At 61.6% G+C, this 13,678-nt stretch carries 14 protein-coding genes; 8 read left to right on the plus strand and 6 right to left on the minus strand.

All coding sequences use genetic code 11. The features are described from left to right. Nucleotides 1-420: 420 nt before the first annotated feature. Nucleotides 421-1,686: an NAD(P)/FAD-dependent oxidoreductase gene (locus tag OIU37_RS06515; protein ID WP_240602868.1), complete on the minus strand. Its 1,266-nt coding sequence runs from the start codon at nucleotides 1,684-1,686 to the stop codon at nucleotides 421-423. 108 nt (nucleotides 1,687-1,794) lie between these two features. Beyond that, complete coding sequence (locus OIU37_RS06520; protein WP_168310066.1) at nucleotides 1,795-2,259, minus strand: Lrp/AsnC family transcriptional regulator; 465 nt, start codon at nucleotides 2,257-2,259, stop codon at nucleotides 1,795-1,797. A 158-nt stretch (nucleotides 2,260-2,417) separates the two neighbouring features. Here OIU37_RS06520 and OIU37_RS06525 point away from each other — a divergent pair, with 158 nt between their 5' ends. The 4 genes from OIU37_RS06525 (at nucleotide 2,418) to OIU37_RS06540 (ending at nucleotide 6,291) form a co-directional block, all read left to right on the plus strand. Continuing rightward, nucleotides 2,418-3,137 (plus strand): aspartate/glutamate racemase family protein, encoded by a 720-nt coding sequence (locus OIU37_RS06525; protein ID WP_240602867.1) that lies wholly within the window; start codon nucleotides 2,418-2,420, stop codon nucleotides 3,135-3,137. 228 nt (nucleotides 3,138-3,365) lie between these two features. Next, nucleotides 3,366-4,283 carry a helix-turn-helix domain-containing GNAT family N-acetyltransferase gene (locus OIU37_RS06530; protein ID WP_240602866.1) on the plus strand — a complete coding sequence of 306 codons (918 nt, stop codon included), beginning with the start codon at nucleotides 3,366-3,368 and terminating at the stop codon, nucleotides 4,281-4,283. Nucleotides 4,284-4,343: 60 nt separating this feature from the next. Next, nucleotides 4,344-4,967: a TetR/AcrR family transcriptional regulator gene (locus OIU37_RS06535; protein ID WP_264256567.1), complete on the plus strand. Its 624-nt coding sequence runs from the start codon at nucleotides 4,344-4,346 to the stop codon at nucleotides 4,965-4,967. A 109-nt stretch (nucleotides 4,968-5,076) separates the two neighbouring features. Then, nucleotides 5,077-6,291: an MFS transporter gene (locus OIU37_RS06540; RefSeq protein ID WP_264256569.1), complete on the plus strand. Its 1,215-nt coding sequence runs from the start codon at nucleotides 5,077-5,079 to the stop codon at nucleotides 6,289-6,291. Here the strand turns inward: OIU37_RS06540 and OIU37_RS06545 are convergent. Then, the gene (locus OIU37_RS06545) at nucleotides 6,288-6,704 is read right to left on the minus strand and encodes a helix-turn-helix domain-containing protein (protein ID WP_182209475.1); all 417 of its coding nucleotides are present in this window, start codon (nucleotides 6,702-6,704) and stop codon (nucleotides 6,288-6,290) included. The two genes, OIU37_RS06540 and OIU37_RS06545, sit on opposite strands and share 4 nt — an antisense overlap. A 137-nt stretch (nucleotides 6,705-6,841) precedes the next feature. Between OIU37_RS06545 and OIU37_RS06550 the strand changes: the two genes are divergently transcribed. After that, nucleotides 6,842-7,750, plus strand: a complete 909-nt coding sequence (locus OIU37_RS06550; protein WP_264256570.1) for an SDR family oxidoreductase — start codon at nucleotides 6,842-6,844, stop codon at nucleotides 7,748-7,750. A gap of 349 nt (nucleotides 7,751-8,099) precedes the next feature. Here OIU37_RS06550 and OIU37_RS06555 read toward each other — a convergent pair whose 3' ends face one another. Further along, nucleotides 8,100-8,852, minus strand: a complete 753-nt coding sequence (locus OIU37_RS06555; RefSeq protein WP_264256572.1) for a pyridoxine 5'-phosphate synthase — start codon at nucleotides 8,850-8,852, stop codon at nucleotides 8,100-8,102. A gap of 452 nt (nucleotides 8,853-9,304) precedes the next feature. Between OIU37_RS06555 and OIU37_RS06560 the strand changes: the two genes are divergently transcribed. Then, complete coding sequence (locus OIU37_RS06560; RefSeq protein ID WP_180694618.1) at nucleotides 9,305-9,997, plus strand: MerR family transcriptional regulator; 693 nt, start codon at nucleotides 9,305-9,307, stop codon at nucleotides 9,995-9,997. An 86-nt stretch (nucleotides 9,998-10,083) separates the two neighbouring features. Here the strand turns inward: OIU37_RS06560 and OIU37_RS06565 are convergent, their stop codons facing one another. Next, nucleotides 10,084-11,211, minus strand: coding sequence for an ATP-dependent RecD-like DNA helicase (locus OIU37_RS06565; protein ID WP_003541249.1), 1,128 nt, complete (start codon nucleotides 11,209-11,211; stop codon nucleotides 10,084-10,086). Nucleotides 11,212-11,284: 73 nt separating this feature from the next. Beyond that, nucleotides 11,285-12,208 carry a LysR family transcriptional regulator gene (locus OIU37_RS06570; RefSeq protein ID WP_180694617.1) on the minus strand — a complete coding sequence of 308 codons (924 nt, stop codon included), beginning with the start codon at nucleotides 12,206-12,208 and terminating at the stop codon, nucleotides 11,285-11,287. 131 nt (nucleotides 12,209-12,339) lie between these two features. On the opposite strand from OIU37_RS06570, the gene OIU37_RS06575 reads away from it, so the two are divergent. Further along, complete coding sequence (locus OIU37_RS06575) at nucleotides 12,340-12,819, plus strand: carboxymuconolactone decarboxylase family protein (RefSeq protein WP_171603999.1); 480 nt, start codon at nucleotides 12,340-12,342, stop codon at nucleotides 12,817-12,819. 68 nt (nucleotides 12,820-12,887) lie between these two features. Next, nucleotides 12,888-13,643, plus strand: coding sequence for an SDR family oxidoreductase (locus tag OIU37_RS06580; RefSeq protein WP_264256580.1), 756 nt, complete (start codon nucleotides 12,888-12,890; stop codon nucleotides 13,641-13,643). Nucleotides 13,644-13,678: the final 35 nt, after the last annotated feature.

The following is a 13,678-nucleotide window of genomic DNA, read 5'->3' on the forward strand; positions in this document are numbered from 1 at the left end:
CGAATGTGATTTTCGTGAGAAGTGAATCGGCGCATTGGAACCTCTACCTGATGACAGGACAGCTGGATGCGTAACTCCCGGTGGTTAGGAGACGCGGGCGGAATGCTAAGGGTGAGTGTGGAGATATGTCAAGCGGGCGTATGGCGTTAAAGCGTGGGCGCGCTCATGGCTGGTTTCCTGGACCGGCGTGCCGTGGCCCCCTCTGCCCTGCCGGGCATCTCCCCCACAGATGGGGAGACTACAAGTGGCGCACGCTTCCTGCCCATCTATCGTTTCGCTGCGCTGGGCGCTGATTGTTTGGGGAAACCATTGCGTCTAGCAAATCTCCCCACCTGTGGGGGAGATGGCCGGCAGGCCAGAGGGGGCTTACACGGCATGCTCTTGCGTCATTTCGGTCCTCTGGCTTGACCGAAAAGGAGCCTACCCCTCCTCCCGCATCGTCTCCTTCTGCGTAATCAGCCGGGCACTGTGCTGGCCGCTCAGATAGATCCACAGCCAGCTCCAGGCGACGGAGAAGCGCGAGCGGGTGCCGATCAGGAAGTAGATATGGGCAAGGCCCCAGATCCACCAGGCGATCCAGCCCTTCAGTTTGATCCGGCCGAAATCGATGATCGCAGCACTCTTGCCGATCGTCGCCAGGCTGCCCTGATGCCAGTAGCGGAAGGGCGCCGGCGCGGGTTTGCCGGATATGCGGGCGCGGATGACCTTGGCGACGTAACCGCCCTGCTGCTTGGCGGCGGGCGCAATGCCGGGCACCGGCTTGCCGTCCTCGCGCATGACGGAGGCGGTATCGCCGACGACGAAGACGTCGGGCAGACCAGGCGCGCTCAGATCCTTCTCGACCACGACGCGCCCTGCCCGGTCGGCTGCAACACCAAGCCACCGCGCCGCCGGCGAGGCGGTGACTCCGGCTGCCCAAACGATCGTCCGGCTGGGAACGAAGGTCTCGCCGATCTTCACGCCGTCGGCGTTGCACTCGGTCACCGGTTGGCCCAGATGGATCTCGACCCCGAGTTTCTCCAGCGCCTTCTGCGCATAGGCCGAAAGCTCTTCGGCGAAGGTCGGCAGCACCCGCGGGCCAGCCTCGACCAGCACGACGCGGGTCTTGCGCGTATCGATGTTGCGGAATTCCTTGGGCAGCGTGAAATGCGCAAGTTCGGCAATGATGCCGGCCAGCTCGACACCGGTCGGCCCGGCCCCGACGATGGTGAAGGTCAACAGCGCATCGCGCACGGCAGGATCGGCCTCCATCTCCGCCTTCTCGAAGGCGAGCAGCACGCGCCGGCGGATCGTCGTCGCGTCCTCCAACGTCTTCAGGCCGGGCGCCACCGGCTCCCATTCGTCATGGCCGAAATAGGCATGCGTCGCTCCGGTCGCCAACACCAGCGTATCGTAACCAAGAGTCATGCCGTTGCGTAAGGAAACAGTCTTCGCACCGCTGTCGACGCCCGTGACCTCGCCGAGCAGCACCGTCACGTCAGGCCGGTCGGCATAAAGGCGGCGGATCGGCCAGGCGATCTCCGAGGTGGAAAGAATGGTGGTCGCCACCTGATAGAGCAGCGGCTGGAAGAGATGGTGATTGCGCCGGTCGACCAGCGTGATCTTGACGCCCGCCCCCTTCAACCCGTTGACGAGCTGCAGCCCGCCGAAACCGCCGCCGACAACGACGACATGATGATCGCTCATGACCTACCCCTTTGCGCCATTTCGCTCAAAGCCAATGTGGCCTTCGCCGCGAAGGTTGCAACTGCCGTTTCGGCATAGCTCCCCTGCATCCCGGTCGGTGGAGCTTGCTCAATCGGCATATCCGACGGGGATCGCCGTGCCGCCCTTCAGATGCTCCATCGAGATCGACGCTGAAACATCGAAAAGCTCGATCTTGCGGACGATCTGCTTGTAGATCACGTCGTAGTGCTCGACCCGCGGCAGCACGATCTTCAGGATATAGTCGTGATTGCCGGTCAAACGGTGCGCCTCGACGATCTCGGGAATGTCACTGATGATCCTGCGGAAGCTTTCCGTCCATTCGTCGGAATGGTGCGCCGTCTTGACCAGCGCGAAAACTGTCGTCGGCACGCCCATCTTTTCCCGGTCGAGCACGACGATGCGCCGGGCGATATGGCCGCTCTCCTCCAGCCGCTGGATTCGCCGCGAGCAGGCCGATATCGAAAGCGCCACGCGCTCGGCGAGATCGGTCACGGATATGCCCGCATCCTTTTGCAGCATGTCCAGAATGCGTCTGTCGCGATCATCAAGCATGTGTCGAACATCTACCTCTCGCCTATTTTTTGCATGATTTCATAAAATGGCGCAAAATTCCATCACATAGATGACGAGAGAGACAAACAAAGCAAACACGCCGCGTCGAGAGTGCGGCATCATTTTCGAAAGTTCAGAAGCATGGAGAGCATGAAGAGATGGAAACGATCGGCCTGATCGGCGGCATGAGTTTCGAAAGTTCGGCGGTCTACTACCGCCTCGTCAACGAGATGGTGCGTGACCGCAAGGGTGGCCTCGCCTCGGCGGAACTCATCCTGCATTCGATCAACTTCGAGGAGATCGTCGCCCTTCAGAAGGCCGGCGACTGGGATATGGCTGCCCACCGCCTCGCCGATGTGGCTCTGCGCCTGCAGATTGCCGGCGCCGGCTGCATCCTCATCTGCACCAACACCATGCATCTGATCGCCGGCAAGGTTGCAGACAAGATCTCCGTGCCACTGATCCACATCATCGATGAGACGGCGAAATCGCTGCATGCGGCCGGTTACAAGCGCCCGCTGCTGCTTGCGACCCGCTACACGATGGAACACGGCTTCTACAGCGACCGTATGAAGAGCCTTGGCCTCGATATCATGGTGCCCGATGCTGGCGACCGCACGACCGTGCACGACATCATCTTCAACGAACTCTGCGCCGGCAAGGTGCTCGACAGTTCGCGTCAAAAACTGTTCGATGTCATCGCTCGCGCCGTCGAGAACGGCGCCGACAGCATCATCCTCGGCTGCACCGAAATCTGCCTGATCCTCGATCCGGACCATCTACCGTTGCCGGGCTTCGACACCACCGCGATCCATGCGCGCGCGGCGGTCGATTTCGCGCTGGGAATGGATGAGGCAGCAGAAGAGGAAGCCGCCTGATATTGCCATGTTAGTTGACTCAGTCCACTAAATGCAGGACAAGATCTCCATCTGGAGATCTTTGCCGGACTGCTGACAAAGTCGGCCAACACCTCTTTCGTCATGCTCGGGCTCGTCCCGAGCATCTGCAACGGGCGCAGCAGATCCTCGGCACAAGGCCGAGGATGACGCCGAGTGAAGAGCACGGTTCGTCAGCAGTCTGACCAGGATCTCCATTTGGAGATCATCATGACCGATATCGCCCTTATCGAAACCGCTCGCGATTTCAACCGCTTCTATACGAACTTTCTCGGCCTGCTGAACAAGGCCTATCTCGACACCTCGTTCACGCTGACGGATGCCCGCGTCCTCTTCGAGATCGGCTCGCATGACGGTGTCAGCGCCGTGGCGTTAGCCCGCGACCTGCATCTCGACGCCGCTTATCTCAGCCGCATCCTCAAGCGTTTCCGCGCCGAGGGGCTGATCGAAACCAGCCCCGATCCAGCCGACCTGCGCAGCCAGGTCATCATTGTCACCGATCGGGGACGAGAGCAGTTCGAAGAACTCGGCCGGCGCGCCAATGCGCAGATCGCCGCCCGGTTCGACAATCTTGCCAGCAGCGAGCCGGAGGCAGCGGTCTCCGCGATGCACACCATCCGCGCCCTCCTCGACCCCACGGCAAAGCCCGCACCGGCCATCATCCGCGCCCACCGCGCCGGAGATATCGGCTGGATCGTTCAGAGCCAGGGCCGCTTCTACGCAGAAGAATATGGCTGGGATCTGCGCTTCGAGGCGCTGGTCGCCGAGGTCGCCGGAAAATTCCTCGCCAACTTCGACCCGGCCAAGGAATATTGCTGGATCGCCGAACGCGGCGGCGTCAATGTCGGCTCCGTCCTCGTCACCGATGGCGGCGACGGCATCGCCAAGCTCCGCCTGCTCTATGTCGACAAGGCAGCCCGCGGCCTCGGGCTCGGCAAGCTGCTGGTCGACGAATGCATCCGCTTCTCCAGGGAGAAAGGCTACCGCGAACTCTCGCTCTGGACCAACGATATGCTGGAGACCGCCCGCGCCATCTACGTCAAGGCGGGCTTCCGTCTTGTCTCCGAGGAGAGACATCGCATGTTCGGCCCCGAGGCGAACGGCCAGAACTGGGTGCTCGATCTCTGAATTTGCTGCGCCGCAGAAATTTCACTTGATTTGGAAACGTTCGTTCCCTAATTAGGCGCCATGACCGTTGACAGCCTCGTATCAGATGAAAAAACCCGCAGCCGTGGTCGTCCGCGCGAGTTCGATATGGACGCCGCATTGGATTCGGCCCTACGGGTCTTTTCCGAACGCGGCTACCACGCTACGTCGATCAGCGATCTGACCGAGGCAATGGACCTCGCCTCTGGCAGTATCTACAAGGCGTTCAAGGACAAGCGCGGCGTCTTCCTCGCCGCTTTTGGTCGTTATCGCCAACTCGGCCGGCGGCGTCTCGAAGCGATGATTGCGTCGGCGGAAACAGGCCGCGACAAAGTCTTCCAGATGGTGATGTATTATACGGAACTATCCCATGGCGATGCTGGTCGTAAGGGCTGCCTCGTCGTCGGCGGCGCCAATGATTTCGCCCTGCTCGACGACGAAACGGCCACCCACGTTGCAACTGCCTTCGCCGCAGACGAAAAGCTGATGGCTGGTCTCATCCGCATCGGCCAGGCCGACGGCACCGTCCCGACGACGGTGGACCCTGATGCCGCCGCCCTTACCTTTCTCTGCTTTACCAAGGGCTTGCGCGTGATTGGCAAGACAGGACGCAGCAGGCTGGAGATGGTCGCCGCAGCCGAAGCCGCGATGAAGCTCGTGACTTGAACAGTCCACACCGTGGACGAGAGAAATACCGGCATTCGGTCAAGGATCGGGTGGCCGCAGCTAGCATTTTTGCATTCAATCCTTTCAATCTTGAAGACCGGAGCTTCCGATGAGCATTTCAGCCACCACGCCGGATGAGTCCATTCCCCGGGCGCTATCCCCCTGGCTCACCTTCCTTTTTGCTGCCGCCTGCGGGTTGGTGGCCGCCAATCTCTATTACGGCCAGCCGCTTGCCGGCCCGATCAGTGCCGATCTCGGCTTCACGCCTGCCGCCACCGGCCTGATCGTCACGCTGACGCAGATCGGCTACGGCCTCGGCCTGCTGCTGATCGTGCCGCTCGGCGACCTCACCGAAAACCGCCGTCTGGTGCTGATGCTGATCGCCGTCTCGGCCGTTGCGCTCATCGGCGCGGCGCTGTCCTCGACACCCACGGCCTTCCTCGTCGCCTCGCTCTCTATCGGCCTTTCCTCGGTCGCAGTTCAGGTCCTGGTTCCCTTCGCCGCCAACATGGCGCCCGATGCAACGCGCGGCCAGGTCGTCGGCAACGTCATGAGCGGCCTGCTCTGCGGCATCATGCTGGCGCGCCCCTTCGCAAGTTTCGTCGCCGAAGCCTCTTCCTGGCACGTCGTCTACTACGTTACCGCGGGGCTGATGATTGTGCTCGCCGTCGTCCTGCGCGCCAACCTGCCGGTCCGCCTGCCGAAGACGAAGCTGCGCTATAGCGAGTTGCTCGCCTCTATGGCCCAGCTGGCGCTGACCTCGCGGGTGCTGCAGCGCCGCGCCCTCTATCAGGCAGGCATGTTCGGCGCCTTCAGCCTGTTCTGGACGACGACGCCTCTGCTGCTCGCGAGCCCGGCCTTCGGCCTGACGCAGAACGGCATCGCCCTCTTCGCGCTTGCCGGTGCTTCAGGCGCCGTCGCCTCGCCGATCGCCGGCCGGCTTGCCGATCGCGGCATGACGAGGATCGCCTCGACGCTTGCCATGCTGCTCGGCATGGCGTCCTTCTTGATCAGCCATTTCGCAAGCGATGGCTCGCTCGCCGCCTTGATCCTGCTGACGGTAGCCGCGATCATGCTCGATTTCGGGGTGACGACCAATCTCGTCTGCGGCCAGCGCGCCATCTATGGCTTGAACCCGGAACATCGCAGCCGGCTCAACGGCCTGTTCATGGCCACCTTCTTTTCCGGTGGCGCACTCGGCTCGGCCGTCGGCGGCTGGGCCTATGCGACCGGCGGCTGGACGATGACCGCCTGGATCGGCTTCGCCCTTCCAGCGCTGGCCTTCCTGCTTTTCCTCACGGAAGAGCGCGGCAAGGAAGCCTAACTATCGGCGGAATCGAATCGCGAACGGGCGGCGCGAACGGCATCATGGTTCGCTTCCGCCCAGTTCAGAAGCTGCGACAGCGGCTGGTAGAGCGAACGTCCAAGTTCGGTCATCGAATATTCGACGCTCGGCGGCTTGGTCGGGAAGACCTCGCGATGGATGTACCCGTCCCTCTGCAGATCGCGCAGCGTCTGCGTCAGCATGCGCTGCGAGATATCGGGGAGCATACGCCGCAGCTCGCCGAATCGATGGGGCTCGGCCGCCAGAACCTCGAGCAGCAGCGTCGACCATTTGCCGCCAATCTGCTGCATCATGTCTCTGACCGGGCAATTGCCGAAATCGAGACCGGCGAGATCGATCTCGCGCCGCGCGCCCGGCATCCTGTTCTTCAGACTGACGACCGCACCGCTCATCTGCTGGTTCCCTTTTGGTAACGTAGAGCCGAAAAACTGCCTCCTTTACACCGCCAAGTCAATTCCTATTCTAGTGTTACTCTCTTTTTGAGACCACCGGCACAACACAGCCAATACAGCACAGAAGGAAACGACGTATGAGCGAAATCATCCTGGTCACCGGCGCTGCCGGGCAGCTCGGCAAGCGTGTCATCCATCACCTCATCGAGACCTACAAGGTCGCCCCCGGCAACATCGTTGCAGCGACGCGCAGCCCCGAAAAGCTTTCCGATCTCGAGAAGAAGGGCGTCGTTACCCGCAAGGCCGATTTCGATGACGTCGCCGGCTTGGAGAAGGCTTTCGCCGGCGTCGACCGCTTGCTGATCATCAGCACCGACGCGCTCGACACTCCCGGCAAGCGTCTCGCCCAGCACAAAGGCGCCGTTGCGGCCGCCGTCAAGTCAGGCGTCAAGCACATCGCCTATACCTCGATGCCGGCGCCCGACGATTCGCTCGTCACCTTCGCGCCCGACCACCTCGGCAGCGAAAACGCCATCAAGGCCAGCGGCATCGCCTATACGATCATTCGTGACGCCTGGTATCACGACAACTATCTGCACGGCATGCCGCACAATCTCCAGGGCGGCAAATGGTACAGCGCCACCGGCGACGGCAAGATCTCGACCATTTCGCGCAATGACTGCGCGCTGGCGATCGCCGCGGCCCTTGCCTCCGGCACCTCCGAGAGCGCCACCTATACGCTGACCGGCGCGCAACAGCTGACCAACAGGCAGATCGCCGCCATCGTCTCGGATGTCGCCGGCAAGCCGCTCGAAGTGGTCGACGTCAATGACGAACAGCTCGGCCAGGGCATCCGCGGCGCCGGCCTTCCCGGTTTCGTCGCCGACATGCTGGTGTCGGCCGACGCCAACACTCGCGCCGGCAAATTCGCCATCATTACCGAAGATTTCACCAAGCTGACCGGCAAACAACCGCAGCCGCTGAAGGATTTCTTCGCGGAGCACAGAGCTGCTTTGACGGCTTCAGGCAATGCCGGAGGCCATTGAGCCTGTATGCTGCATTCCTGCGTTTGCCGCGGGGATGCAGCATACTCCGATTCTGGATCTCTGATCACGTCAGATGAGTCATTCACGGCGCCGACGCGCCGTGGCTGGATTCCCGTGACAGGCACAGAAATGAGGGAGGATGAATTGAGCGCCTTCGCCAAGATTTCCCGTCTGCATTGAGACAAAGGTTATGGGAAGCGCTACCTCTCCCACCCTCATTCCTGTGCCTGTCACAGGAATCCAGCGCGCCCAAGTCTTTGGGCGCGGGAGACTCTTCCTTTCAGACGTGCTGTGTGACTCACAGTCAGAAGCGTAAGAACCCGCTTCCAGTCTTGAAGGCAACGCCCCCTCAAACCGTCTGCCCGCAGGCCCGGCAGAAGCGCCGCACGGTTTCCGCCATGCCGTATTCCAGCGCATCGGCGGTCAGCCCGTGACCGATCGAAACCTCGGCAAGAGCGGGAATGCGCTTCACCAGCGCCGGCAGGTTTTCCACTGTCAGATCATGGCCGGCATTGACGGCGAGGCCAATTGCAAGGGCTGCATCGGCCGTCCGTCCGAGCGCTTCGAGGATCGGGGCGGCCCGCTCCGGCGCGTCGAAGCAGCCACCATAGGGACCGGTATAGAGCTCGATCCGGTCGGCGCCGACCGCCTTGGCGATCTCAACCGCCTGTGCGTCCCCGTCACCATCGGCAAACAGCGACACCCGGCATCCCATCGTCTTCAACCGCGCGACGGCATCGGTCAGGAACGCCTGGTGCTTGCGGAAATCCCAGCCGTGATCGGAGGTCGCCTGGGCGGGATCGTCAGGCACCAGCGTCACCTGCTCGGGGGCCGCCCCGGCGCAGAGTTCGAAGAATTCCTCGGTCGGATAACCCTCGATATTAAACTCGGCCTTGGGGAATTCGTCGTCGATCAGGTTGCGGATCACCGGCAGGTCGGAAAAGCGGATGTGGCGCTGGTCGGGGCGCGGATGCACTGTCAAGCCGCTCGCACCGGATTTCAGCGCGATACGCCCGAGCGCTTCGACGCTCGGCCAGGGCAGGTCGCGCCGGTTGCGCAGCATGGCGACGGCGTTGAGGTTCACGGAGAGCTTGGCGGGCATGGCGAGATCCATCGGTCACGGAAATGGGAGGCCATGCTTTTAAGCCAAGTGCTCGGCGATGGCCAACGAGATTCACAAATGGGTGCGATGCCAATCGCTGATGAGCGCCGAAATTACGCTGAGCATTTGCAGCACGCGTACCGCAGATAGTAAATCCCGTCACCTTTAAAGAGGACCGCGAGATCCCGCAGTGCAGCACATGTTTTTGTGCAACACACCCAAGAACCCCGGCAAAATATGCCGGTAAAGTTGCTATCCCATTTAAAAGAGATTATTTTTAGCACTTATAAAAAAGATCGTTCACGCATAACGTGGACATCGTATCGCATAGAGTACGCCGCGTACTGCTTCTTTCCCACTGAGAAGAACGCCTAGAGGAAACCCCACTCGCCGCGCATGGGAAGCAACTGGCAAAACCGCATGAGGTGCAACAACATGCCCCAGGAGGGTTCATGCCAGACGGTTCCAAACGCCTGTTTGCCACCGCCGGTATCGCTTCGGAGGCCCGGTCGAAATACCGGTTTCTGCCTTCGGCCGCGCTGCCGCCGGATCTACCGGACGGTCCGGTGCCCATTGCCGATATGGCAAACGCATTCGGCGTTACGCACAGGACACTGCATTTCTATGAAGAGAAAGGGTTGATTTCAGCCAACCGTATCGGCCTGATGCGGGTCTACGGCCAGGACGACGTGATGCGCATGGCCGTCATTACAGTCTGCCGCGAAACCGGCATGCCGATCGCCGTCATCCAGGAACTGATGGACGAACTCCGCAACGCCGATTCGCAGGAATCGGCCGAGGCGATGTTCCGCGAGGCCCTGCAGGTGCGCAAGCGCGAACTGACGGCCGAGATGTCGACGCTGCACCGCCAGCTCCAGCAGGTCGGCGACCTCCTGGATTTCGACGGCAGCATCGAAGAGCCGCCGTTGAACGACAATCAGGACAGCGCCAGCCTGACCCCGCAGGAACGGCGTTGCCTGGAACTGATGGCGGAAGGCTATTCCACACAACGCATCGCCCGGGCACTCGACCTGAAACATGACGAGACCAAGGATCTCGAAGCCGGAATCATCTTGAAATTCCGCGCCAACAACCGCTTCCAGGCCATCGCCAAGGCGGTTCTGCTCGGCATCGTGCAGGCTTAGTACCATCCGCCTAAGACACGGCCGCCACCGTTTCTTCCTTACCACTCCAGACCGCGAATGCGACCGGGCCGCGGGTGCGACTGGGATTAGCGGACGATCGTCAGCGTCTCCGCCGCGCGCGTGATCGCGGTATAGAGCCAGCGTTCCCGGGTATCGCGAAACGCCCAGCTCTCGTCGAAGAGCACGACATCGTTCCATTGCGAACCCTGCGCCTTGTGAACGGTGAGCGCATAGCCATAGTCGAACTCGTCGTAGCGTTTGCGGGTGTTCCAGGGGATCTCACCCTCGACATCCTCGAAGGCCTGTTTCAGCAGCTTGATCTTGGCAGCCCCCCGGTCCATGTCATCGTCTTCGGGACGGACGAGAAGATTGATGCCGGGCTTCGTCGTTTCCTTCGACGAGGTCATCACCTGCCAGAGCGAGCCGTTGAGCAAGCCTTTGGCCGGATCGTTCCTGAGGCAGACGAGCTTGTCGCCGGTCTGCGGATAATCGGCATTGAAGCCTTTCAACTCCCGCAGGCGCTGATTGTAGCGCCGCCGCGTGCGGTTGGTGCCGACGAGCACCTGATCGGCATCGAGCACCAGCTGCTGCGTCACCTCGTTCTTCGAGATCACCTTGGCCGTGCCGTAATCGCCGTACATCACCTCATTGCCTTCGCGCACCTGCATGGCGAGCTTGATGATCGGATTGTCGCGCGCCTGGCGGTGGATATCGGTGAGCAGATAGTCCGGATCCTGATTGGTGAAGTAGCCGCCGCCTGTGACCGGCGGCAGCTGGCCGGGATCGCCGAGCACCAGGATCGGCGTGCCGAAGCTCATCAGGTCCTTGCCGAGAGCCTCGTCCACCATCGAGCATTCGTCGACGATGATCAGCGCCGCCTTCGCGACCGGGCTTTGCCGGTTGATCGAAAACATCGGCGCGATCGAGGTCTTGCCTGTTTCCTCGTCTTCCACCGCCTCCTCGCCGCGCGGCCGGTAGATCAGCGAATGGATCGTCCGGGCGTTGGAGGCGCCCCGCGAGCGCAGCACCTGTGCCGCCTTGCCGGTGAAGGCGGCAAACAGCACGTCGCCATCGACATTTTCGGCAAAATGCTTGGCAAGCGTCGTCTTTCCCGTTCCGGCATAGCCAAACAGGCGAAAGAGCGGCGAGCGCCCTTCCTTCAGCCATTTCGAAACAGCCTTCAGGGCTTCATCTTGTTGCGGCGCAAATTGCATGATCGCAGGACTTGGCAGGATTCGCGGGCTTTAGGCAAGGCGGAAAACCGCAAATCGCCCGGCCGGACGATCATCAGTTCCACTGCCGGTCCGCGCCGCTGGCGCACATCGACGGGTCCTGCCCCATAGCCTCGGTGAGAAAATCCAGAACCGTCTTGACGCGCAGCGGCATGTTGCGCCGCGAGGGATAGACGACGGTAACCGGCAGCCGGCTCGGCTGGAAATCCTTCATCACGGGGACCAGCCGGCCGGCGGCGATATCGGGCATCGCGATGATGTGCGAAAGCACCGCAAGACCCGCTCCGGCAAGGGCAGCCCGGTGAATGGCGACCGCATTGCAGGCGGTCAGCCGCGGTGAGATCCGGACCGATATGTCTTCCGAACCGTTCGAGAAGGACCAGGTATTGGCCTCGCCTGCCCTGTTGTAGCACAGGCATTCATGATCCTTGATCTCCTTCGGTGCGCGGGGAGCCGCCCTGCGCGCGAGATAGGCGGGAGCTGCAACGAGGAAGGCGGTCGTCCAGCCGATCCGTCGGCAGACGAGGCTGCTGTCGGCGACCTGGCCCAAGCGCACTTCGAGATCCAGGCGCTCCTCGATCATATCCGAGCCCAGCTCCCTGAAGATAAGTTCGACCGAGAGCTTCGGATGGGCGGCAAGAAGATCGCCGAGCCGCTCGCTGAGATAGAGGCCGAGTGGTGCTGGAACGCTGAGCCTGACCTTTCCCGAGGCCATGGCTCCGTCCGATCCGGCCGCATCGCCAAGCTCCTCAACCGCTTCGAGAATCCGCAGCGCCATCGGCAACATCCGCTCCCCCTCCGCGGTCAGCGACAGGCCGCTCGTCGTGCGATGCAGGAGGCGGGTGTTGAAATGGCCCTCGAGGGCTGCGACCTGTCGCGAGACCGCCGGCTGCGTCACGTCGAGATCGTGCGCCGCCGCCGAGAACGAACCCGTCTCCACGACGCGCTGAAAGGTCCGCAATGCCGAAACGATATCCATCCCCTGCCCCTCATACTTTTGCGCATAGGCTTTATGCAGCCAGACTAAGCGAGAATGGCTTTACAGTCCAGCAATTAAGGATATTTTCTATCCATAAGGATATAGAGTGTCCTTAATTGAAGGAGAGGCACATGACCCAGCGATTGAACTACGCCCAACAGTCCCCCGAGCTTTTCAAGAAATTCATGGAATTCAGCATGGCGCTGAAGAGCAGCGTGATCGACGAGAAGCTGCAGGCCCTCGTCGAAATCCGCGCCTCGCAGATCAATGGATGCGGCTTTTGCCTCGATATGCATGTGAAGCAGGCCAAGATCCACGGCGAGACGGAACTGCGGATCTACCACGTCGCCATCTGGCGGGAATCGAACCTGTTCATCCCCCGCGAGCGTGCAGCCCTTGCCTGGACCGAAGCACTAACCAAGCTTCCCGAAGGCGGCATTCCCGACGAGATTTACGAACGGGTGCGCGGCCAGCTTTCCGAGAAGGAAATCTCGGACCTGACTTTCGTCGTCATGGCGATCAATGCTTGGAACCGTGTCAATGTCGGCTTCAAGACCGTGCCCGGCACGGCCGACAAGGCCTATGGCCTCGACAAGGCCGGCCTGAACTAAACCGCGCAATTCATTGAGAAGATTCACCTTTGACGCTGCCGCACCGCGGCAGCGAACGGAGATCCATTATGAAAATCGTTGTCATCGGCGGAACCGGCCTCATCGGTTCGAAGACTGTCGAACGCCTGGCCAAACGCGGCCATGACGTGATCGCTGCCTCGCCGAACTCCGGCGTCAACACGATCACCGGAGAAGGGCTGGCAGAGGCGCTCTCAGGCGCCGAAGTCGTGCTCGACCTCGCCAATTCGCCGTCCTTCGAGGATAAGGCCGTGCTCGAATTTTTCGAGACCTCGGGCCGCAATCTTCTCGCCGCCGAAAAACTCGCCGGCGTCAAGCACCATATCGCCCTCTCCGTCGTCGGCACCGAGCGCCTGCAGGAAAGCGGCTATTTCCGCGGCAAGCTTGCTCAGGAAAAGCTGATCAAGGCGTCGGGTATTCCCTATACCATCGTGCATTCGACGCAGTTCATGGAATTCCTGAACGGCATCGCCCAATCGGGCACCGTCGGCCAGACGGTCCACCTGTCGCCGGCCTATGTGCAGCCGATCGCTTCTGACGACGTGGCGGACGCCATGGCGGACGTGGCCCTCTCTGCTCCCGCCAACGCGACGCTCGAGATCGCTGGTCCGGAGCAGGCCCGCCTCAGCGAGCTCGTCGCCCGTTATCTGAAGGCGATGAAAGACCCGCGCACCGTCGAGGTCGATGCCGAAGCGAGATATTTCGGCGCAAGGCTCAATGACCAATCGCTCGTCTCCGACGCTAATCCGCGGCTCGGCTCGATCACCTTCGAGCAATGGTTCGCAAAGTCCGCCCAGCCGAAGTGATTTCACTTGTCCTCAGGACGCGGCCGCTTGGGCGC

Origin of the sequence: Rhizobium sp. BT-226, assembly GCF_025847085.2 — a bacterium.
In the GTDB taxonomy this organism is placed as follows: Bacteria; Pseudomonadota; Alphaproteobacteria; order Rhizobiales; family Rhizobiaceae; genus Rhizobium; species Rhizobium sophorae.

Bases quoted from the DNA above. Each gene is read 5' to 3' on its own strand.
- OIU37_RS06520 (WP_168310066.1), bottom strand. From the start codon at position 2,259: ATGCTTGATGATCGCGACAGACGCATTCTGGACATGCTGCAAAAGGAT.
- OIU37_RS06530 (WP_240602866.1), top strand. From the start codon at position 3,366: ATGACCGATATCGCCCTTATCGAAACCGCTCGCGATTTCAACCGCTTC.
- OIU37_RS06540 (WP_264256569.1), top strand. From the start codon at position 5,077: ATGAGCATTTCAGCCACCACGCCGGATGAGTCCATTCCCCGGGCGCTA.
- OIU37_RS06580 (WP_264256580.1), top strand. From the start codon at position 12,888: ATGAAAATCGTTGTCATCGGCGGAACCGGCCTCATCGGTTCGAAGACT.
- OIU37_RS06550 (WP_264256570.1), top strand. From the start codon at position 6,842: ATGAGCGAAATCATCCTGGTCACCGGCGCTGCCGGGCAGCTCGGCAAG.
- OIU37_RS06560 (WP_180694618.1), top strand. From the start codon at position 9,305: ATGCCAGACGGTTCCAAACGCCTGTTTGCCACCGCCGGTATCGCTTCG.
- OIU37_RS06575 (WP_171603999.1), top strand. From the start codon at position 12,340: ATGACCCAGCGATTGAACTACGCCCAACAGTCCCCCGAGCTTTTCAAG.
- OIU37_RS06535 (WP_264256567.1), top strand. From the start codon at position 4,344: ATGACCGTTGACAGCCTCGTATCAGATGAAAAAACCCGCAGCCGTGGT.
- OIU37_RS06555 (WP_264256572.1), bottom strand. From the start codon at position 8,852: ATGCCCGCCAAGCTCTCCGTGAACCTCAACGCCGTCGCCATGCTGCGC.
- OIU37_RS06525 (WP_240602867.1), top strand. From the start codon at position 2,418: ATGGAAACGATCGGCCTGATCGGCGGCATGAGTTTCGAAAGTTCGGCG.
- OIU37_RS06515 (WP_240602868.1), bottom strand. From the start codon at position 1,686: ATGAGCGATCATCATGTCGTCGTTGTCGGCGGCGGTTTCGGCGGGCTG.
- OIU37_RS06565 (WP_003541249.1), bottom strand. From the start codon at position 11,211: ATGCAATTTGCGCCGCAACAAGATGAAGCCCTGAAGGCTGTTTCGAAA.
- OIU37_RS06545 (WP_182209475.1), bottom strand. From the start codon at position 6,704: ATGAGCGGTGCGGTCGTCAGTCTGAAGAACAGGATGCCGGGCGCGCGG.
- OIU37_RS06570 (WP_180694617.1), bottom strand. From the start codon at position 12,208: ATGGATATCGTTTCGGCATTGCGGACCTTTCAGCGCGTCGTGGAGACG.